This is a genomic window from Flavobacterium mekongense (assembly GCF_047038255.1).
Classification (GTDB): Bacteria; Bacteroidota; Bacteroidia; order Flavobacteriales; family Flavobacteriaceae; genus Flavobacterium; species Flavobacterium mekongense.
The window spans coordinates 1,518,178-1,537,573 of the sequence record NZ_CP174374.1 but is presented as its reverse complement, the minus strand read 5'-3'; the positions used below and the strand labels follow the sequence as shown (position 1 = coordinate 1,537,573).

Sequence of the window (19,396 nt, the reverse complement as noted above, 5' to 3'; positions counted from 1 at the left end):
GGTAAAAGTAACCAATTGGCTTTTAGACTCAAACAAAATGATTATTTTTGAAAAAAAAATATGATTTTTGAGCATTACCTCATTACCCGATTCAATCTAAAGAATCCCAAGTGGAAGTTCACCAAAAACAATGAATTACTGCTGAATGACCAATGGATGGACGAAAGAATTGACCTTTTTGCTCACTTTTGCCTGCCTTCGGTTGTAGCCCAAACCAATAAGAATTTTAAATGGCTGTTGTATTTTGATATTGATACTTCTGAAAAGCACCGAGCTCAAATTACCAAATTAATCCAACCACATTCTTTTATAGAAGCCCATTACATTGATGGCATGCCGATGTTGGTTGAATCAATCCGCCAATATATTGCTACTAATGTTAAAACAGCCTATCTGATTACTTCCCGCATTGACAACGACGACAGCATCAGCAAACATTTTATCGAGACCATACAATCAAAATTCGATAAACAAGAACACTTGGCCGTGGATGTAACTGCAGGCTACACTTTGAATTTAGCTCCTGTAATGATTGGCAAAAAAGAACATTTGTTCAATCCGTTTATGAGCTTGATTGAAAAAAGTGACCAAGCCAAAACTGTTTGGTATTACGACCACAATATGTGGAAAAAAGAAAAAAACATTATTCACTTATCGCAACCGAGATTGTGGATGTCCAATATACATGAAAAGAATAAAGTAAATGAGTTTGACGGCTACGGTAACGTAAGCTGGGCCAAAGTAAACGAAGATTTCATCCTTTCATCCGAAAAAAATGCTGAAATCGCTGCTGCCGTGATTCCGCAATCAAAATGGCGTTGGTTGAGTTGTAAGAACCAACTTTATGTTAATTTTGGCTTTTATTTAAAACTCATCAAAAAGAAACTAGGACTTTATAAAATCAAATAACACATGAAAATTGTAATTCTCGCAGCCGGTATTGGCTCCCGACTCGGAAATCCGTTTCCAAAACCGCTTACGACGCTCGATGACGGCAAAAGCATCATGGAACGACAAATTGACAACATCACCCAATATTTCGACATCAATGACATTTTCATAGTGGTTGGTTTCAAAAAAGAATTGATTATGGAACGCTTTGATGAAGTGGCTTACGTGTATAATCCGTTATTTGACTGTACCAATACTTCGAAAAGTTTGCTGAAAGTCCTGAAAAAATTCAAAAACGAACCCGTACTTTGGTTCAACGGAGATGTGGTTTTTGATGCCAAATTGTTGTCCGAATTAATGCCCACCATTAAAGAAGACAAATCGTTTGTAGCGGTAAATACCTCAAGAGTTTCCGATGAAGAAGTAAAATATACCTTAACCGACGGTTATATTGACGAGTTATCCAAAGTGGTGAAAAACGGTTTGGGCGAAGCAGTCGGCATCAATTTTATCAGTTCGGGCGATTTACAATCGTTTGTCAATCGTTTGGAAGAAGTAGACGACAACGATTACTTTGAAAGAGGTTTGGAATTGGCCATCCAACGCGACAATTTAAAAATCAAGCCTATAGATATTTCCCAATACGATTGCATTGAAGTAGACTTCAAAGAAGATTTAGCCAACGCCAATCAATTACTGAAAAAATAATGAGAACCGTACTTTTTTGCGAGCATGCTTATGCTTTCGGTATTTTAGAACCGATTGCCGATGCGTTGAAAGCAAAGCAATACGACTATGTTTGGTTTACCACCAAAGCCTTAGCGCCAAAGTTTCCTTTTAAAAACGAACCGCATATCAGCAATATGTCTGAATTGAGAAAGTTTAAAAGTGATTGTCTTTTCATTCCCGGAAACTACTCGCCGTTTTACATCAGAGGTTACAAAGCCCAAGTATTTCATGGCTTGGCCGGTGAGAAAGCTTCCCATTTTAAAGTCAGAGGCTATTTTGATGTTTACCTGACACAAGGCCCGTATTTCACAGAGCGCTTTAACCAAATCAAGGCCAAACACCAAAACTTTGAAGTTATAGAAACCGGCTGGTGCAAACTCGATGTTTACGAAAAAAACAAGCAAAGTTATTTAGCCGAAAAAGCAGAATTACTCCAAAAACACCAAGCCAAAAAGCTACTGGTCTTTGCGCCTACGCACAATGTAAGCATGAATTGTGCGCCGTTTTTAGTAGCTGAATTTGAACAATTGGCCTCTAATAAAGACTATCTGATTGTGGTAAAATTCCACGATTTAACCAAGCCGGAAGTGATGACCACTTATGAGGATTTGGCGAAAAAGCACGACAACATTGTAATGTCGAAAGACCCAAATATCAGCAAACTTATTTACATTGGCGATTTGCTCATCAGTGATACTTCGTCGGTGGTATACGAGTTTATTTTGCTAGACAAGCCGGTGTTGACATTCAAATCTAAGGCTGAAAATATTTTGTGGGATGATGCTAAAGAATACAGCGGTCTAACCGAAAAAGTGGAAGCCAATTTGACCCTTGACGCCTATAAAGACCAAAGAGAAAAAGTAATAGCAGCTTATCATCCTTATCATGACGGCAAATCATCATTACGCATGATTGAAGCCGTAGAGAAAATGATAGCTGAAAAAGGCGTGCCCAAATACCGCAAAATGGGACTTGATCGAATGATAGAATCCCTCAAGATTTTCAATATAAAAAATCGCTAATGAACAACAACGAAGAAGTACACAAAGCGTTTGAAGTCATCCAAAACGGTGGCATCATCCTCTATCCTACCGATACCGTTTGGGGAATAGGCTGTGATGCGACCAATGCAGAAGCCGTCAAAAAAATATACGCCCTTAAACAACGCGAGGAGACCAAGAGTATGATTGTGTTGATGAATGGCGAAAAGATGATGTACAACGTTTTCAAAGACATTCCGGAAGTGGCTTGGCAAATCCTGGATTTATCCGAAAAGCCCACAACTTTAATCCTAGATAATCCGAGAAATGTAGCGGCTAATCTGATAGCCGATGACAAAACCTTGGGCGTCAGAATTGTGAAAGAGCCGTTCTGCTTTAAGTTGATGGAGCGCATGAAAAAACCATTGGTTTCTACTTCTGCTAATATTTCCGGTCAACCCACTCCAAAATCTTTCAAAGAAATCAGCCCCGAAATTATAAACGGTGTAGACTATGTAGTAAATTTGCACCGCGATAAAATTTGCGACAAACCGTCGACAATTATTAAGTTAACGAGTGACAGTCAGGTGAAGATTATTCGCAAGTGAATGTGATTTAAGAATGAAGATTAACGAATTTAGATTGCAGAGTTATCTATTAGATCAAAAATAGACAATCGTTAATCAGCAATCAACAATCAAACAATGAATTACACCAAAGCCTTAAACAATAAAATATTCGAAATCATTTCTAAAGCCTCACAAGAGCTTCAATTGGAAAGCTACGTGATTGGCGGCTTTGTCCGTGATTTTTTACTGCAACGCGATTTTAAAAAAGACATCGACATCGTTGCGGTTGGTTCGGGTATTGATTTAGCATTGAAAGTCTCCGAATTATTGCCTAACAAACCCAAAGTACAAGTTTTTAAAAACTATGGTACCGCCATGTTACGCTACAAAGAAATTGACATCGAATTTGTAGGCGCAAGAAAAGAAAGCTATTCCGAAAACAGTAGAAATCCGTTAGTAGAAACCGGCACTTTAGAAGACGATCAAAACCGACGCGACTTTACAATTAACGCTTTGGCTTTTTCCTTAAACGAACACAACTACGGTGATTTAGTTGATCCTTTTAACGGCTTGACCGATTTACAAAACAAACTCATCAAAACGCCATTGGAACCGAATATCACCTATTCTGATGATCCTTTGCGCATGATGAGAGCGATTCGTTTTGCTACGCAACTGAATTTTACCATCGAAGAAAAATCGCTGCAAGCCATAGCGGATAACAAAGACCGAATCAAAATCATTTCAGGCGAGCGCATTGTAGACGAATTGAATAAAATTCTCGAAACACCGAAACCGTCGATTGGCTTTTTACACTTGTACAAAACGGGCCTATTAGACCTCATTTTACCCGAACTAACGGCGCTCAACAATGTAGAAGAAATCGAAGGTCATACTCATAAAAACAACTTTTACCACACTTTAGAAGTGGTAGACAATATTTGCCCGAATACCGATGATGTATGGTTGCGCTGGGCAGCTTTGTTGCACGACATAGGTAAAGCACCAACCAAACGCTTCAATAAAAAACAAGGTTGGACGTTTCACGGACACGAATTTTTGGGTGGCAAAATGGTCAAAAAAATCTTTGAACGCTTGCACATGCCGTTGAACCACAAAATGAAGTTTGTACAAAAAATGGTGATGTTAAGTTCACGTCCGATTGTATTGTCGGAAGACATCGTAACCGATTCGGCTGTACGGCGATTGGTGTTTGATGCCGGCGAAGATGTAGACAACTTAATGACCTTGTGCGAAGCCGATATCACCACAAAAAATCCGGCCAAGTTTAAAAAATACCACAACAATTTCGACATCGTTCGACGCAAGATAATTGAAGTGGAAGAGCGCGATCATATTCGTAACTTCCAACCACCAATTTCGGGAGAAGAAATTATGGCTATGTTTAATTTACAACCCTCAAGGGAAATAGGTGTTTTAAAAGAAGCTGTAAAAGAAGCCATCTTGGAAGGAGAAATCTCGAACGAATACCAAGCGGCTTATGACTTTGTAGTGGCCAAAGCGGAGAAAATGGGATTGAAAAAAGTGACTGAGTAGCTGAGAAAGCCCATCTTTACAAAAAAATTAATAAACTATTATCATTTGTTTCAGTTAAAGGAATACAAATACATGTTAAATTTGCAACTCAGTTACTTAGCAACTTAGGCACTCAGAAACTAAAAAGACTCAGTAACTCAGCCACTAAGAATATGAAAAAAGATAAATCTGTCATTTACTGGCTACTTTCAGGATGTGTTTTGGTTTTTATTATGGTTGTAGTTGGCGGGATTACTCGCTTAACCAACTCGGGTTTATCCATGACCGATTGGCATTTGGTAACCGACACTTTTCCACCCATGAGTGAGGAAAAATGGGTTCAAGCTTTTGAAGAATACAAGAAATTCCCGGAATACCAAAAAATCAATATCCATAACGATTTTCAGTTAGACGACTATAAATTCATCTATTTTTGGGAATGGTTCCACCGATTCATCGGAAGAATCATCGGTTTGGTTTTCATCATTCCTTTTGTGTACTTTTTAATCAAGAAACGCATTGACAGAGCCACTTTAAACAAATGCTTTATTCTTTTAGGAATGGGCGCTTTACAAGGCTTTTTCGGTTGGTTTATGGTAAAAAGCGGTTTGGTCGATCGTCCGGATGTGAGCCATTTTCGATTGGCTTTACACCTGACTTTTGCCTTTATCACTTTCGCTTATACCCTTTGGGTGGCTTTAGACTTGATATATCCCGAACGAAGAAAAGTTATCGTACCGCTAAAAAAACTAGCTCGTATTACCTTATTCTTCTTGATCGTTCAAATCATTTACGGCGGATTTGTAGCCGGATTGAACGCCGGATTAATTCACAACCACTGGCCATTAATGAGTGACGGACAGTTTTTTCATGAGAGTATCAAATTGGAATACGACAGTTGGTTACTTCGTTTCACCGAAGGTAAAAGTGGCGTACAATTTGTGCACAGAACTATGGCTTATGTAGTTGTAGGATTGATAGTGCTTTTGTTTGTAAAAAGCAAAAAATACAGTCTGAGCACCCAACAACAAAACGGTTTAAAAACCTTGGTTATATTGGTTTTTGTACAATTTGCTTTAGGTGTACTTACTTTACTATACGGTGTTCCGATTTGGTTAGGTTTAACGCATCAGGTAATGGCATTTATCCTGTTAAGCGCCATGACCTATACCTTACACAGATTGAGTAAATAAAAAAGTCCCGAGAAATCGGGACTTTTCATTTATGCTTTTTTCTTAGTTTTTATCGAACAGCCAATGGCTTTTGTTGTGGCCGGACTTGGTTCAGTGCCGTTATCTAAGGCGCGAATGGCATTTTCCAAATATTTCTCTTTTACAGCCGAAGCATCATCAGAATTGTCATCGATGGCACCAATATATTTTACAATTAAATTCTTATCTAACAAAAACACGTGTGGCGTTTTGGTGGCACCGTATTGCGGATAAACCTTTTGACCTTCATCTACCAAGTAAGGAAAAACAAACCCCTTGTCTCGGGCTTTTTCCTGCATTAACTCGAAAGTATCCGCAGGCTGGGCTTCGGGATCATTCGGGTTAATGGCCAATAACACATAACCTTTCGGGGTGTATTTCTTGGCAATGGCATTAATTCGGTCTTCATACTTTACAGCAAACGGACAAGTATTGCAGGTAAACACTACTATAAATCCTTTGGCTTGTTTGTAATCCGCCATGCTGTACATTTTGCCGTCAACCGACTTTAACTTGAAATCGGTGGCTTTGTCTCCGGGTTGGTAGCCATTGGAGACAGTGCTTTCTCCCACAAACAGTGAGCTGAAAAATAAAATAAGTAAGGGTAAAAATTTCATAGTGACTAATTTAGTTATGATTGATAAATGCGTTAACGTAATTGTTAAGTTCAGTAAAGTTATCAAATTCGCGCTCGGCAAACAGTTTTCTTTTTCCGCTGATAATGAGTGTGGCCGGAATGGCTCCCGTCCAAGAAGCGTCAATTTTGTCCAACCAAGCATTGTAATCTTTATCACTCAGCAAAATAACCTCAGCGGTTAACTGCTTTCTATCTATAAATGGTATGAGCTTTTTTTCTAAGTCTTTTTTGCTGTCCAAACTGACCAAAATGACTTTCACTTTAGGATTCTCAGTATGCAATTGCTCAAAATAAGGCAATTCCTTAATGCAAGGCGCGCACCATGTAGCCCAAAAGTTAATCACATAAGTATTATCATTTTCTTTGAGAATTGCTTTTTCAAAAGCATCAAACTTTTCGTAAACTGCAATTTGAGCCGAAAGGTTTGAGTAACCAATCGAAGATAAAACAAAAAACAGAGTAAAGATCAACCTCATACGTTACAATGAAAGGTAACGAAGTTACTAACTTAAGTAACAGATTGAAATGGAGTTAACAAAACTTTACCAACTTTAACAAGCTTACCCCAACCACTCTTTGAAATCGTTCACTCGTTCTCTGGCAACAATAACTTCATCGTCTTTATAAGTTGGCAAAATGACTTTCAATCGGGAATTGCTGTGTAGCTGAATCTCTTTGATGGCCTTCATCGGAATGATGAATTTCCGTGAGATACGGTAAAAAGCATCCGGGTCGAGCTCTGTTTCAAGCTGCTCTAAAGTGGTATCGAGCAAATAATCGCGATTGTCTAAAGTATGGAGGTAAGTCCCTTTATTTTCACTGTAAAAACACTCAACTTCCTCGATATTAATCATTTTAAGTTGTTGTCCCATTTTAATGGTGAAGCGTTTTTTGTATTGTCGGTCGATAGGATTCACCAACATCTTTTTGATGGCTTCAAAATCCAAACCGGAAACCAAACTCTTCTGAAACTGACTTCTGAATTTGGCAATAGCAGTTTCCAAATCCTCTTCGTCTATCGGTTTTAATAAATAATCGATACTATTGAGTTTGAAAGCGCGCAAGGCATATTCATCGTAAGCTGTAGTAAAAATAACGGCGCTTTTGATGTCGATTTTTTCAAAAATTTCAAAAGACAAGCCATCGGACAATTGGATGTCAAGGAAAATCAAATCGGGATGCGTATTCGCATTGAACCAAGCAATCGATTCTTCAACAGAATGCAATAATGTATTGACGGTCAGACCGAGTTTCTCCACTTTGCGTTGGAGTAATCGGGCTGCGGGCTTTTCGTCTTCTATAATAATGATGTTCATGTTTTAAGGTTCTAAGATTATAAGGTTCTAAGGTACTGAGGTCTTTTTACTTAAAACCTAAGCAAATCAGCTCCTTAGCACCTAATTTATTTATTCCCATTTATTGTTTTTCTCTTTCTCCATTAACTCTTTGATTTTCTTGTCTTCCCAATCTTTCCCTAAAATCATAGTAGGCAAAAAGACAGACAAACCATGAGCTGCTAATCCGATGCCCCAAAAAAATGGCGTTGTTAACGTTTTCCATTGAAAATAACTTTCGCCTTCACTTATGCTTTGAGCATTTAAGATAAAAACCATAATGTTTATCACAATATAAACCCCCAAATGAGAATAAAACCCTTTAATTTTTTTAACTCGCTTGGCTGCTTCCTGGTATTTAATTTCGTCCCTGTTCTCCATGATTATTCAAATTTATTTCTTTTAGTTTCTTCTTCCATATACTGCTTGATCTTTTTTTCTTCCCATTCTTTATTGAAGAACGGAGACCAATTAAAGACTTTTATTGCATGAAAAAACAAACCTATTCCCCAACCTAGCATAGACCACAAAAACCAAAGATATTGCGGTGTATAACGTAAATTGATAAAAATCAACAATCCCATTACCAAGATATAGGAAGCCAAATGACCATAAAACCCTTTGATCTCCTCTACTTGCTTTTTGGCTTTTTGATAGCGTTCAAATTCGTTAGCTGTTTCCATGATTATTCCCATTTTTGTTGTTTGATTTTTTCCTTCTCCATGATTTTTTGAATGCGTTTTTGTTCCCATTGATTGCCGAAAACCTTTTGTGTTATAAACAACTGCATTGCCTGCATCACTAAAAAGAATGTCCACAATCCCATTACAAATTCGTTGATAAAACGTATAGGCCAAAAGTTTAAAGGAACTCCGAAATAAGTCTTAGCCACATAAACCGCAACCCCAATAATGTAAATAAACAAGTGCGTGTAAAATTGTTTTAGCTTGTGTACTCGCTCTTTGACAATTTGTTCCAAAATTTCGTTCGACGGTTCCATAACTAACTCCATTTACCGTTTTGGTTGTTTTCTTTATTCAAAATTTCACGGATCTTCTTTTCTTCCCAAGATTTACCGTAACCGAAAGTCTCTAGGGCGTGAAAGGTTAATCCCATTCCCCAGCCCAACATAGGAAACCAAAACCAATGAAATCCTCCGGTCTTTAAGTTGATGAAAATTAAAATCGGGATAACGAAACAATACGAAATTAAGTTCCCGTAAAATCCTTTGAGTTTTTCCACTCGCTCTTTGGCCCTAACGTAAGCCATGTTTTCATTGTAGATATTTTGTGTTTCCATGATGACAATTTGTTTGGTTAAAATAGGAATTTTGACCCTGAAAGCGGTTTCGGTTTGTTCCACCAAAACCTTCCTTTCCGAAATCAAGCCGTAACGATTAACGATGTTCTGCAGCCCAACGCCTTTTCGATCTTGCAAGACTTCTTTCTTTTGTAAATTATTCTCAACTATTAAATAGTTGTTTTCAATGTAAATTTTAATGTGCAGTGGTTTTTGCTCGCTAACCACATTGTGCTTGATGGTGTTTTCTAATAAAAGTTGTAATGACAAAGGCACTACTTTAGCTTCCGGATTATCAAAATCGGTCGGCAGTTCGTAACTGATACTGTTTTCAAAGCGCATTTTAAGCAAGTTCATATACGTTTTGGCAAACGACAACTCTTCTTCCACTGATACCAATTCTTTGTCTTTTTGCTCTAATACATAACGGTAAATTTTAGACAAGGAAGTGGTGAACTTTTGCGCATTATCAGGATTTTCTTCGATTAACGAACTCAATACATTTAAGCTGTTAAACAAGAAATGCGGATCGATTTGGTTTTTCAAACTTTCAAACTGGGCTGAAGCGGTTCCGGCTATAACTTTTTGCTCTTTAACTTTGTTTTCTGCATAAGCTTTGTAAAAGTAAAAGGCGTGGAAAGCCAAAGTTACTATCAAAGTAATGACTATCGCAACCAAATAATTCGCCATGTGTTCCTGACTTAAAAAAACACTGAACGGAATGCCTTCTACCCATACATCTTCAAAAATGCGGAGTAAAAAAATAACCGCTATCGACACCAAAAACGATAATATAAAACCAATCAAGATGCGTTTCGGAGTAAACCTTTCGGCTGAGAAAACCTTGTCTAAATACATAAAAACAATGGCATTTGACAAGTATAAAGTCATCCCGTAAAGCATAGTGTACCCAAAGTTAACCAACAACCCATAGTTGAAGGTGATGCTGTTTCCGGTAATCAATCGAATCAAAACCAACACAAAAAAGATGGTTAGTGAAATGATGATGGCTCTGGGAATTTCTTTGATTATTGGTTTCATTTGATTTTTCAGGTGCTAAGGTTCTGAGATGCTAAGGTTCTGAGGCACTGAGTTCATTTTCTTAGAACCTTTGTGCCTTAGCCACTTAGTAACTTTATTTACAATTTTTCAACGCTTGCTGGGCTCTGTCCAATCCCCATTTCGGATGAAAAGGTGATTCCGGCACGAATTTTTCAAATAATGGAATGGCGGATTCCAAATCTAAGCATAATTTTTTTACATCGGCACCGGTCCATTGCGCGCCGCTGATTTCAAACTCGGCTTTACAGTACACTACTCTGGGATTTTCCGGTGCAATAAATTTGGCTTTAGTATACAACTCCATCACTTTAGGCGAGTATTTCATTCCGTTAACCATGGGATCTTGCACAATCATAGCTGTGTAAATCATGGCTTGTATCACCAATAATTCAGCATTATTCGGACTGATAACTGTTGCCGCATCTTGGGCTTGTTGGGCTTTTTCAATCAAGGCCGAAGCGTTGCTTTTGTTGGCCGGATTGAAGGCTTCAGTGGTGTTAATCATGGCTACATAATAATTGGGTAACCAGTTGTTTTTTTCTGCGGAAGCTATGCGTTCCATTAAATCGGAAGCTTCTTTCGGTTTGCCTTCTCTCCACAAACCCAGTGCTTTGGTCATGCCTTGCTCATAAGGCGTTTGAGCTGATAAAAATGAACTTACTAAAAGGGCAATAATGGTAATAATTTTTGTCATGATTCTTGATTTTTTTGATGATTAAAACTCTTGTTATTTTATACTCCAAAAGTAGTTTGGTTTATTTGGCTGTAAAATTGATAATGACCGAACTGTAGATTTTTAGGGATGAACTGTAATTTCTTAAAGGCTCTGAGGTTCTGAGTTGCTAAGGCCCTAAGGTTTTTAACTCAGTACCTCAGAACCTTAGTATCTTAACGCCTATAAATTATTCAACTGATTGTCCTTCTTATTCTCACTTATCGTCCAAAAGAAACCAACAAAGAAAAACTGATCAGCGGTTGGGCGAATAGCTCTTCTGTTGTAAATACCATCCGTATTAGGTGTATTGGCATATTCATAACCAAAAACATTAGCCGTTCCTAAAACATTGGATACCGAAAAATACAAAATCTTTTGTTGAGTCATCAAATAAGCCCAACCTAAACTCAAGTTATTGTATCCTTTGGTTCTGCCGTTCATAAACTGAGACTCGTTCGGATTGTTAAATGGTCTTCCGGTAGTGAAAGAATTGGTCACGCTCAACTGCGATTTTAATTTGTTAATCCACCATTTCGATACTACACTTAAACTGTGTTTGGCCACAAAACTCGGCGTTACTTCGGCCGTAAAGTTGCGGTAATTTCTTTGGGTATCGATATAGGAATAGGAAACCCAATACTCCAGATTTTTAACCGATTTGTTATCTCTCCAAAACACATCCAAACCTTGAGCATAACCGGAACCGGAATTGCTGAAATCCGAATCAAACTGAACGTTTGGCGTATCAAACTTCACCAAATCCTGATACGACTTGAAATACAGTTCAGCTCTAAACGTTCTGCGGTCTTTGCTGTATTGGTAATTCAAAATGTAATGCTGGGCTTTTTCGCTTTCCAAATAATCGGCATACTTTAAGTATTCTTGTCTTGGTGCTTGGGTAAAACTACCGTAGGCAAATGAGAACTGACCATTTTGAGCTATTTTATAAGCCAATGAAGCGCGCGGTGCTATTACAGTTTCTCTCAGTAAATCGTTGTCAGACAAGCGTGCGCCCAATTTCACGGCAAATTTTTTAGAAAAGAAAATATCTGTTTCTGCATAACAAGCCGCAATATTTGCGTCATAACCGCTATTGAAGTTTCCACCGGAATTAGCCTTGAAATCTTCATTGAAACGGGTGATGAAATAATCACTACCGAACGTCAATTTTACCCTATCGGAAAACGATTTTTTCATTTTTACTTTAAGATGAGAGGCATGTTCCGTGTTGGCAACGTCATCCAAACTGAGACCGATTTTATTCTCACTATACCCGTAACTCAAACCGCTGAACAATTGCCATTGAGAACCAAAATTGGCTTTGTAGGACGAATTAAGGTAAAAATTGTTATTGTTCAAATCCACTCTGATTTTATCGGGACTGTTGATAGTTTCACTGTTGATATCGAATTGAGATGCCTCAAAAGCCGCATACAATTTGAACATACCCGAAGTAAAACTATGACGATAAACCGCTTCTCCCGAAAGAGACTGAAATGGTTTATTCCAATCGGCACGCTGCGGAAACACTTTTTGGTAAGGTTCTAAATTGATGTAAGCCGTATTAAAACTCAACGAATTATTACCCCATTTTTGGGTATTGGCCAAGCCTAAGCCAACGGTCATCAGCGAGATGTCCGTTTTCTCTTCTGTGGCTTCATCTTGGGTATTTAACAATAAAACACTCGATAAAGCTTCACCATATTCGGCCGAATAACCACCGGTAGAAAACGACATACCGCTGAATAAAAAAGGAGAAAATCGTCCGCGAGTCGGCACATTCGCTGTTGTAGCGCCATAAGGCTGGGCCACGCGAATACCATCTACAAACGTTTGGGTTTCATCGGCTTCTCCGCCACGCACGAAAAGTCGGCCGTCTTCACCAACGGTTTGGGTTCCGGGTAAAGTTTGCAAAGCCGAAACAATATCTCCCATAGCACCGGCAGTAGTCACTATGTCCAAGGGTTTCAACACCGAAACTCGTGCTTTTTCCCCGGCGTCAAAAGTTCCGGCAGTAACGATAACTGCATCTAATGAATTAACACTTTCTTTGAGTTTGAACGTTTTATTTTGACAATTGGCTACATCAATGGTAACCTTTAAAGTTTCATAGGTAAGGAAACTAATCACCAAAACCTGATTACCTGTAGCGGTAGAAGTAAAAGTAAAACGACCATTGTCATCAGATGAAGCACCATCATAGGTACCTTCAATAAAAATGTTAGCGCCGGCGATGGGTTTGTTCTTTTCATCCAGCACTGTTCCGGAGATAGTTTGTTGAGCCTGAGCAGCAAAAGCTACTACCAATAAAACGAAAGTATAAAATGTCTTCATTGTTTATGTTTTGATGCAACAAACTTCTAACAAAACAACCTACCGTTAAATTTAATTTGACCGAATTGTTAATTTTAACGGATGAATTGTGGAAAGCTTTAAAAAAATTATCCTTTAACAAAATATCACGAGAAAATTCAGTACAATTGCATTACCAAAACCACTAAACTATGAAAATTATTAAATCCCTTTTTGCTTTTGCAGCATTCTTTGCCCTAAATTCCGTTTCGGCACAAACAGTCACTGAACGTTGGCCTGAAATCAGAGCTTATCATGAAGTTATTTCAAAAACATTTCATGCCTCTGAAGAAGGAAATTTAGATCCAATCAAATCCCATTCGGAACTCTTAGTAGAAAAAGCCGAAGCCCTTTCGGTTGAAAACATGCCGGAAGAATTCCGCAGTCCGAAGTTGATAGAATCTTTGGTGATTCTGAAAAAAGAAACCAAAAAAGTCAACGATATGGTGCAAAGAAAATACAGCGATGAGGAAATCAAAAAAGCGCTGGCAGCCTTACACGATTCTTTCCACAAGATAGTCGGTCTCTGTAAAGAAGAGAAAAAATAAACACAAAACCGGTCATTGTACCGGTTTTTTTGTGGGCAAATAGTTTTCAACAATTCGCTTTCTCCAAGACAAATATTGCAAATTAAATTTACCTTTGTGCGCTTATAAAAATTACGATTATGATTTATAAATTCAGAGCCATACTCGATGCCGAAGAAGATGTTTTCAGAGACATTGCCATACAGGAAGACGATACTTTAGAGGATTTGCACAACGCCATTGTAAATGCCTTTGGTTTCGACGGCATGGAAGTAGCGTCTTTTTACACTTGTGACGACCAATGGAATCAAGAAGAAGAAATTCCAATGTTTGATTCGGGCGATGTTCCGGGTGAAATGAAAATCATGAGCGATTATCCTTTAAACCAACTTTTGAGCGCCGACCAAACTAAGATTATTTATGTGTACGATTTTATCAACATGTGGACTTTCTTAGTCGAATTAGCCGCCATTGAAGAACCGGAAAGCGGCGAAACCTATCCGGCTTTGTTGTTCTCTCACGGAGAATTACCCAATACCGCTCCGGAAAAAGAATTTGAAGCCGAAAACGAAGATTTCTACTCCGAATTTGAAGATGATTTAGACGATGATGATTTAGATATGTTTGGCGGAGACGACAGCTTTGAAGATTATGGATTTGAGGAGAATTGGAATTAAAGTGAATTTAAAAGTTTAAAATTTGTTTGATAGTTTAAAATTGTTTTCATGTCTACTGTACAACGTTTTGAAGATTTAGAAATTTGGCAAGAAGCAAGAAGACTATCTAAAGAAATCATTGTCATTTCGAATACAACTGAACTTAATAAAGATTTTAAACTAAAAGCGCAATTAAAAAATTCATCTGGTTATGTCATGGACAATATTGCTGAGGGTTTTGAAAGAAATGGAAATGGAGAATTTCGACAGTTCTTATCAATTGCAAAAGGTTCAGCAGGAGAAGCACGTTCTCAATTATACAGAGTTTTTGACAACAATTACATATCAGAAGAAAAGTTAACACTTCTAATACGTGAATATGAAAAACTAAGCATCAAAATACACAATTTTATTACCTACCTTAACAAAAAAGACTTTAAAGGAACAAAGTTTAAAGACTCATAAAACTACTTTAAACAAATTAAACCTTTAAAACTCTTAAACAAAAAAATATGATCAACCTATTCAACGCCCACATCGAATCGTTATCCATCCACCGAGTTGGAAACAAAAGCCGCAATGAAGCTATTTTTTTATCCGAGCAACCTTATGGTTTGAACGACGAAATTGTGCCGCTTTTGAAAGAGTATTTCTTTAAACCTTTCCGCGAAAAGGAAGAAAACTATTTTCAGTTTGCGCACGATGTTGATTTGGAATACAACGATATGTTTAACTTGGCTACGGAGCTTTTCCTGAATCCGAGTGACGCTCACGAAGTTTCCAAGAAAATCACCAAACACCTTTTTGAGCAATCCAATCATCCGCACATTAAGAACGGAGAAGTGTATGTAGCGTACTTGACCAATGTTTCCATCGACAACAATACGGTAGATGCCATTGGCGTTTTCAAAAGCGAAATCAAAACCGATTTCATGCAATTTGAAGAAAAAGGCAGCACTTTGGAAATGATTTTACAACAAGGCATCAACCTGAATAAATTGGACAAAGGTTGTTTGATTTTCAACCACAAAAAAGAAGAAGGATATAAAATCCTGACCGTTGACAGCAACCGTTATGATGCCCGCTATTGGTTGGAGCATTTTCTTTCGGTAGATGCTTTCCAAGACGAAAACTTTTATACCAAGAAATATTTGAAATTCTGCCAAGGTTTTGCCAAAGATGTAGTACTTCCGGCCGAAGACAAAAAAGAAGAAGTCATGTTCATGAACCGTTCGGTGAATTTCTTTGCCAAAAACGATGAGTTTGAAGAAAGCAAATTCTTGAATGAAGTATTGGACAATCCCGATTTGATTCCGGAGTTCAAAAACTACAAAGTAGACAAAGGTGAAAAATACAGCATAGAAGACATCACCAATTTCCCGATTGCCAATGCTGCGGTGACAGATGTGCGAAAATCGATTAAAAACGTGATAAATCTGGATACCAATATCCAAATCAAACTCGATTTTATCAATCCGGAAAGTGCCGAAAAGTTTGTAGAAAAAGGCTGGGACGAAGAAAAACAAATGTATTATTACCTGGTTTATTTCAACAAAGAGCAAAAATCTTAACTTGAAATACTCAAAAAACTACATCCTCAATTGTTAAAACAGTTGGGGATTTTTTTTTAAAAGCTGTTTTATTTTATATCTTTCCCTTTCGTTACCGTAAACTATGACTTCGAAGCCCTATCTTTTCCTACTGCTTTTGCTGTGTTGTTGTATTGTTACAGCTCAGAAAAAAGACGTACACAGTGGCAATGATTCGACTATAGTGTATAAAAAAATTGAAAACTTATCAGAGAAAAGTAAGTTTAATCGCTTTATCTACAAACTGTTATTCAAATCAAACCGTCAAACAAAAACAAGCAGCGGTGCTAAAAGAAGACGTTTTTTAATCAAAAAGTCATTCGACCGAAACGAAGGCAAAATCATTAGAAACATTAACATCGAAACCCTTGATCCGTTTGGATTTAGTGTTGACAATTACAAAGACCAACCGGAAAAAGGATTTGAGAAATTTGGTAACAGTTTGCATATTAAATCAAAAAACTGGACCATCCGCAACTTATTGCTCTTTAAGAAAAATGAACCTTTGGATTCTTTGATTGTTAAAGAATCAGAACGTTTGATTCGTAGACAGCGATACACTCGAAGTGTAATAATCAAACCCGTAGAAATCCCGGGCAGCCGAGACTCCGTTGATATTTCGATTAGGGTTTTAGACACTTGGAGCTTGATTCCTAATGGTACTTTGTCGAGTTCACAAGGTAATTTTGAGCTAACGGAAAGGAATTTTTTAGGCTTAGGTCATGAATTCCGAAACGATTACACCAAACGATTTGATACCGGCAGAGATGCTTATTTGGGAAAGTATTCCATCAACAACATTAAAAATACGTTCATCAATGCCTCGCTTACTTATGAGAATTCACTCAACAATTACACCACCAAAAACGCACGGATTGAACGCCAGTTTTTTTCACCTTTAACCCGATTGGCCGGTGGAGCATTTTTTGAAAAACGCTTTTTTATCGATTCCCTACCCGACAACGGCGGTATTTTTAACAATCAGCATTTCAAATTAGATACTCAAGAATATTGGCTTGGTCATTCGTTTAAAATTTTTAAAGGCAAAAACGAAGATTTCAGAACCACCAATTTGGTTACAACCATTGGTTTTAAAAATGTAAAATACCTGCAAACGCCAGAGTTGCTTTACGATCCAACTCGTTTTTTTGCCAATGAGAAACTGTATTTAACCACTGTAGGTTTGAACACCCGGAAGTTCGCAGAGGATAAATATTTATTCAACTTCGGCATCATTGAAGATATTCCTTACGGACAGGTTTACGCTATTACCGGTGGTTTTCAGGAGAAAAACAATATACGACGAACGTACCTTGGCGGTCGATTTGCCTATGGTGATTACTTCTCTTTTGGGTATTTCAGCACCAATATTGAATGGGGCAGTTTTTTCAACAACGGTTGTACAGAAGAAACAACCTTTAGAATTGAAGGCAACTACTTTACCAATTTACTGAACTTAGGCGAATGGAAATTGCGCCAATTTATCAAACCGTCATTGGTTGTAGGCAATCATCGTGTACCAATTATCAAAGATCGGTTGCTCATTTCAGACGACAATGGTATTGTAGGTTTTAGTAATCCATTGATTAACGGAACCCGAAAACTATCTGTAGCCTTTCAAACCCAAACTTACGCCCCGGGCAATTGGCACGGCTTCCACTTTAGTCCGTTTTACAACATGACATTTGCCTTTTTAGGTGATGAAAATAATCGGTTTTTGGATAGCCGACTCTATTCCAAGTTTAGTATAGGAGTCCTCATTAATAACGATTATTTGGTATTCAACAGTTTTCAAATCTCTTTCTCTTATTATCCTTCTATTCCTTTTGAAGGCAATAATTTATTCAGAACCAATTCATTCAAAAACAGCGACTTAGCCTTGCCTGATTTCCAAATTGGGCAACCTGCCATTGTGCCTTACAAATAATCATTATTTTTTCTTTTTTTGTAAGTTTATTATCGTTTAAATTATTGATAATCTGCATTTTGTCGATTATTTTTTGCTTTTAAACGTTAAACTGATAAGTTTATGCAACAGTAAGTCATTAGATTTTCAGCTGTTTTTTTTAAGAGATGTGCAACAGTCTAAATCCTATTCTATGAAAACCGACAACTCGACTCAAAGCATGGAGAAGAAAAACTATCGCTGTTCTTTGCTTGGTCATCGCTATGTAGAGACCAAAAAAATAAACCTCCACTTCAGCGAGTACGAGTGTAGCGTTTGTAAAAATCAGGCCACTAATGACAGTCGGGGCAATAAAATCAACTTAACGTCCAAGTTAAAAGACATCAACGAAACCTTGTTTTATCTGAATCTTAAAAAACAATTTTTGAATCGTTTTTACTTTCAGAAAAAAGAAGAGTAACAAAAATTGATTTCATTCGTCATACTTTTTAAATCAAAAAACTGACCATTGAAATCGACTATTTTATCCATTAAAAATCTTCACAAACGTTACGGCAAAATTCATGCAGTAAATAACGTTTCTCTTGAAATTCAAAAAGGGAATGTTTACGGAATTCTGGGGCCTAACGGCAGTGGTAAATCAACCACTTTAGGGATAGTGTTGAATGTAGTAAACAAAACCTCCGGCGAATACTATTGGTTTGACGGCAACATGCCAACCCATGATGCACTGAAAAAAGTGGGTGCCATTATCGAACGTCCGAATTTTTATCCTTACATGACCGCCAAAGAAAACTTGGAATTGGTTTGTAAAATCAAAGGCATCAATTACTCTAAAATAGAAGAAAAACTGGAGATTGTTGGTCTGAGCGATCGCAAGGACAGTAAATTTAAAACCTTCTCTTTAGGAATGAAGCAGCGCTTAGCAATAGCTTCTGCCTTGTTGAATGATCCTGAAATACTTATATTGGACGAACCTACAAATGGCTTGGATCCGCAGGGTATTCATCAAATTCGCGACATCATTAAATTCATAGCCTCGCAAGGCACTACTATTCTATTGGCTTCCCATTTGTTGGACGAAGTGGAAAAAGTATGCAGTCATGTACTGGTTTTGCGTTACGGTGAGATTTTATACAACGGAACCGTAGATGGTATGATTGCCCATGAAGGCTATTTTGAACTTCAAGCCGACCATATAGACAAGCTTATAGAAATCTTGCTCAAGCACCCTGAAATTGACAAAACTTCAGTAGTTGAAGGTAAAATAATAGCGCATTTTAAAAATGTAGTGGAGCCATCGGCATTGAACAAATACTGCTTTGAAAATGGTATTTGCCTAAACCATTTGGTGCTGAAAAAGCTTAGTCTGGAAGAACAGTTTTTAGCCCTAACCCAATAAT

Annotated in this window: 22 protein-coding genes; 13 read left to right on the top strand and 9 right to left on the bottom strand. The window is 37.6% G+C overall.

What is annotated here, in order from left to right; genetic code table 11:
• The first annotated feature begins 60 nt into the window (after window positions 1–60).
• From ACJG85_RS06545 to ACJG85_RS06520, 6 genes are all read left to right on the top strand, one after another.
• Window positions 61–909, top strand: a complete 849-nt coding sequence (locus ACJG85_RS06545) for a glycosyltransferase (protein WP_409677250.1) — start codon at window positions 61–63, stop codon at window positions 907–909.
• Window positions 910–912: 3 nt separating this feature from the next.
• The gene (locus tag ACJG85_RS06540) at window positions 913–1,599 is read left to right on the top strand and encodes an NTP transferase domain-containing protein (RefSeq protein WP_409677248.1); all 687 of its coding nucleotides are present in this window, start codon (window positions 913–915) and stop codon (window positions 1,597–1,599) included.
• On the top strand, window positions 1,599–2,642 hold the full coding sequence (locus ACJG85_RS06535; protein ID WP_412475956.1) for a CDP-glycerol glycerophosphotransferase family protein: 1,044 nt from the start codon (window positions 1,599–1,601) through the stop codon (window positions 2,640–2,642). Before ACJG85_RS06540 ends, ACJG85_RS06535 begins: the two co-directional genes overlap by 1 nt.
• Window positions 2,642–3,208, top strand: coding sequence for an L-threonylcarbamoyladenylate synthase (locus tag ACJG85_RS06530; RefSeq protein ID WP_412475955.1), 567 nt, complete (start codon window positions 2,642–2,644; stop codon window positions 3,206–3,208). Before ACJG85_RS06535 ends, ACJG85_RS06530 begins: the two co-directional genes overlap by 1 nt.
• Before the next feature lie 96 nt (window positions 3,209–3,304).
• Entirely contained in the window at window positions 3,305–4,726 is a 1,422-nt protein-coding gene (locus ACJG85_RS06525) for a CCA tRNA nucleotidyltransferase (protein WP_412463611.1), read from the top strand.
• A 152-nt stretch (window positions 4,727–4,878) separates the two neighbouring features.
• Window positions 4,879–5,898, top strand: a complete 1,020-nt coding sequence (locus ACJG85_RS06520) for a COX15/CtaA family protein (protein ID WP_412475954.1) — start codon at window positions 4,879–4,881, stop codon at window positions 5,896–5,898.
• Window positions 5,899–5,927: 29 nt separating this feature from the next.
• On the opposite strand, the gene ACJG85_RS06515 is transcribed toward ACJG85_RS06520, so the two are convergent.
• The 9 genes from ACJG85_RS06515 to ACJG85_RS06475 all read right to left on the bottom strand — a co-directional run bounded on the left by ACJG85_RS06515 (window position 5,928) and on the right by ACJG85_RS06475 (window position 13,297).
• The gene (locus tag ACJG85_RS06515) at window positions 5,928–6,533 is read right to left on the bottom strand and encodes a thioredoxin family protein (RefSeq protein WP_409677240.1); all 606 of its coding nucleotides are present in this window, start codon (window positions 6,531–6,533) and stop codon (window positions 5,928–5,930) included.
• A gap of 10 nt (window positions 6,534–6,543) precedes the next feature.
• Window positions 6,544–7,029: a TlpA family protein disulfide reductase gene (locus tag ACJG85_RS06510; protein ID WP_412475953.1), complete on the bottom strand. Its 486-nt coding sequence runs from the start codon at window positions 7,027–7,029 to the stop codon at window positions 6,544–6,546.
• An 84-nt stretch (window positions 7,030–7,113) separates the two neighbouring features.
• Window positions 7,114–7,869 (bottom strand): LytR/AlgR family response regulator transcription factor, encoded by a 756-nt coding sequence (locus tag ACJG85_RS06505; RefSeq protein WP_409677236.1) that lies wholly within the window; start codon window positions 7,867–7,869, stop codon window positions 7,114–7,116.
• Between the two features lie 90 nt (window positions 7,870–7,959).
• The gene (locus ACJG85_RS06500) at window positions 7,960–8,268 is read right to left on the bottom strand and encodes a 2TM domain-containing protein (protein ID WP_409677234.1); all 309 of its coding nucleotides are present in this window, start codon (window positions 8,266–8,268) and stop codon (window positions 7,960–7,962) included.
• 2 nt (window positions 8,269–8,270) lie between these two features.
• The gene (locus ACJG85_RS06495) at window positions 8,271–8,570 is read right to left on the bottom strand and encodes a 2TM domain-containing protein (RefSeq protein ID WP_412475952.1); all 300 of its coding nucleotides are present in this window, start codon (window positions 8,568–8,570) and stop codon (window positions 8,271–8,273) included.
• 2 nt (window positions 8,571–8,572) lie between these two features.
• The gene (locus tag ACJG85_RS06490) at window positions 8,573–8,899 is read right to left on the bottom strand and encodes a 2TM domain-containing protein (protein WP_409677230.1); all 327 of its coding nucleotides are present in this window, start codon (window positions 8,897–8,899) and stop codon (window positions 8,573–8,575) included.
• Window positions 8,890–10,227: a 2TM domain-containing protein gene (locus ACJG85_RS06485; protein ID WP_412475951.1), complete on the bottom strand. Its 1,338-nt coding sequence runs from the start codon at window positions 10,225–10,227 to the stop codon at window positions 8,890–8,892. The genes ACJG85_RS06490 and ACJG85_RS06485 overlap by 10 nt, the downstream gene beginning before the upstream one ends.
• 94 nt (window positions 10,228–10,321) lie before the next feature.
• The gene (locus tag ACJG85_RS06480) at window positions 10,322–10,942 is read right to left on the bottom strand and encodes a hypothetical protein (protein WP_412475950.1); all 621 of its coding nucleotides are present in this window, start codon (window positions 10,940–10,942) and stop codon (window positions 10,322–10,324) included.
• A 201-nt stretch (window positions 10,943–11,143) separates the two neighbouring features.
• Window positions 11,144–13,297, bottom strand: coding sequence for a TonB-dependent receptor (locus ACJG85_RS06475; RefSeq protein ID WP_412463606.1), 2,154 nt, complete (start codon window positions 13,295–13,297; stop codon window positions 11,144–11,146).
• A gap of 170 nt (window positions 13,298–13,467) precedes the next feature.
• Between ACJG85_RS06475 and ACJG85_RS06470 the strand changes: the two genes are divergently transcribed.
• The 7 genes from ACJG85_RS06470 to ACJG85_RS06440 all read left to right on the top strand — a co-directional run bounded on the left by ACJG85_RS06470 (window position 13,468) and on the right by ACJG85_RS06440 (window position 19,395).
• A complete protein-coding gene (locus tag ACJG85_RS06470; RefSeq protein WP_409677222.1) occupies window positions 13,468–13,863 on the top strand; it encodes a hypothetical protein in 396 nt (131 codons plus the stop codon).
• Between the two features lie 119 nt (window positions 13,864–13,982).
• A complete protein-coding gene (locus tag ACJG85_RS06465) occupies window positions 13,983–14,519 on the top strand; it encodes an IS1096 element passenger TnpR family protein (protein WP_409677220.1) in 537 nt (178 codons plus the stop codon).
• Between the two features lie 48 nt (window positions 14,520–14,567).
• A complete protein-coding gene (locus tag ACJG85_RS06460) occupies window positions 14,568–14,963 on the top strand; it encodes a four helix bundle protein (RefSeq protein WP_412475949.1) in 396 nt (131 codons plus the stop codon).
• Between the two features lie 47 nt (window positions 14,964–15,010).
• Complete coding sequence (locus tag ACJG85_RS06455) at window positions 15,011–16,069, top strand: nucleoid-associated protein (protein ID WP_290875485.1); 1,059 nt, start codon at window positions 15,011–15,013, stop codon at window positions 16,067–16,069.
• A 103-nt stretch (window positions 16,070–16,172) separates the two neighbouring features.
• Window positions 16,173–18,014: a hypothetical protein gene (locus ACJG85_RS06450; protein ID WP_409677216.1), complete on the top strand. Its 1,842-nt coding sequence runs from the start codon at window positions 16,173–16,175 to the stop codon at window positions 18,012–18,014.
• 172 nt (window positions 18,015–18,186) lie between these two features.
• Window positions 18,187–18,453: a hypothetical protein gene (locus tag ACJG85_RS06445; protein WP_409677214.1), complete on the top strand. Its 267-nt coding sequence runs from the start codon at window positions 18,187–18,189 to the stop codon at window positions 18,451–18,453.
• 48 nt (window positions 18,454–18,501) lie between these two features.
• On the top strand, window positions 18,502–19,395 hold the full coding sequence (locus ACJG85_RS06440; RefSeq protein ID WP_412475948.1) for an ABC transporter ATP-binding protein: 894 nt from the start codon (window positions 18,502–18,504) through the stop codon (window positions 19,393–19,395).
• Window position 19,396: the final 1 nt, after the last annotated feature.

Bases quoted from the DNA above. Each gene is read 5' to 3' on its own strand.
- ACJG85_RS06545 (WP_409677250.1), top strand. From the start codon at position 61: ATGATTTTTGAGCATTACCTCATTACCCGATTCAATCTAAAGAATCCC.
- ACJG85_RS06540 (WP_409677248.1), top strand. From the start codon at position 913: ATGAAAATTGTAATTCTCGCAGCCGGTATTGGCTCCCGACTCGGAAAT.
- ACJG85_RS06535 (WP_412475956.1), top strand. From the start codon at position 1,599: ATGAGAACCGTACTTTTTTGCGAGCATGCTTATGCTTTCGGTATTTTA.
- ACJG85_RS06530 (WP_412475955.1), top strand. From the start codon at position 2,642: ATGAACAACAACGAAGAAGTACACAAAGCGTTTGAAGTCATCCAAAAC.
- ACJG85_RS06525 (WP_412463611.1), top strand. From the start codon at position 3,305: ATGAATTACACCAAAGCCTTAAACAATAAAATATTCGAAATCATTTCT.
- ACJG85_RS06520 (WP_412475954.1), top strand. From the start codon at position 4,879: ATGAAAAAAGATAAATCTGTCATTTACTGGCTACTTTCAGGATGTGTT.
- ACJG85_RS06515 (WP_409677240.1), bottom strand. From the start codon at position 6,533: ATGAAATTTTTACCCTTACTTATTTTATTTTTCAGCTCACTGTTTGTG.
- ACJG85_RS06510 (WP_412475953.1), bottom strand. From the start codon at position 7,029: ATGAGGTTGATCTTTACTCTGTTTTTTGTTTTATCTTCGATTGGTTAC.
- ACJG85_RS06505 (WP_409677236.1), bottom strand. From the start codon at position 7,869: ATGAACATCATTATTATAGAAGACGAAAAGCCCGCAGCCCGATTACTC.
- ACJG85_RS06500 (WP_409677234.1), bottom strand. From the start codon at position 8,268: ATGGAGAACAGGGACGAAATTAAATACCAGGAAGCAGCCAAGCGAGTT.
- ACJG85_RS06495 (WP_412475952.1), bottom strand. From the start codon at position 8,570: ATGGAAACAGCTAACGAATTTGAACGCTATCAAAAAGCCAAAAAGCAA.
- ACJG85_RS06490 (WP_409677230.1), bottom strand. From the start codon at position 8,899: ATGGAGTTAGTTATGGAACCGTCGAACGAAATTTTGGAACAAATTGTC.
- ACJG85_RS06485 (WP_412475951.1), bottom strand. From the start codon at position 10,227: ATGAAACCAATAATCAAAGAAATTCCCAGAGCCATCATCATTTCACTA.
- ACJG85_RS06480 (WP_412475950.1), bottom strand. From the start codon at position 10,942: ATGACAAAAATTATTACCATTATTGCCCTTTTAGTAAGTTCATTTTTA.
- ACJG85_RS06475 (WP_412463606.1), bottom strand. From the start codon at position 13,297: ATGAAGACATTTTATACTTTCGTTTTATTGGTAGTAGCTTTTGCTGCT.
- ACJG85_RS06470 (WP_409677222.1), top strand. From the start codon at position 13,468: ATGAAAATTATTAAATCCCTTTTTGCTTTTGCAGCATTCTTTGCCCTA.
- ACJG85_RS06465 (WP_409677220.1), top strand. From the start codon at position 13,983: ATGATTTATAAATTCAGAGCCATACTCGATGCCGAAGAAGATGTTTTC.
- ACJG85_RS06460 (WP_412475949.1), top strand. From the start codon at position 14,568: ATGTCTACTGTACAACGTTTTGAAGATTTAGAAATTTGGCAAGAAGCA.
- ACJG85_RS06455 (WP_290875485.1), top strand. From the start codon at position 15,011: ATGATCAACCTATTCAACGCCCACATCGAATCGTTATCCATCCACCGA.
- ACJG85_RS06450 (WP_409677216.1), top strand. From the start codon at position 16,173: ATGACTTCGAAGCCCTATCTTTTCCTACTGCTTTTGCTGTGTTGTTGT.
- ACJG85_RS06445 (WP_409677214.1), top strand. From the start codon at position 18,187: ATGAAAACCGACAACTCGACTCAAAGCATGGAGAAGAAAAACTATCGC.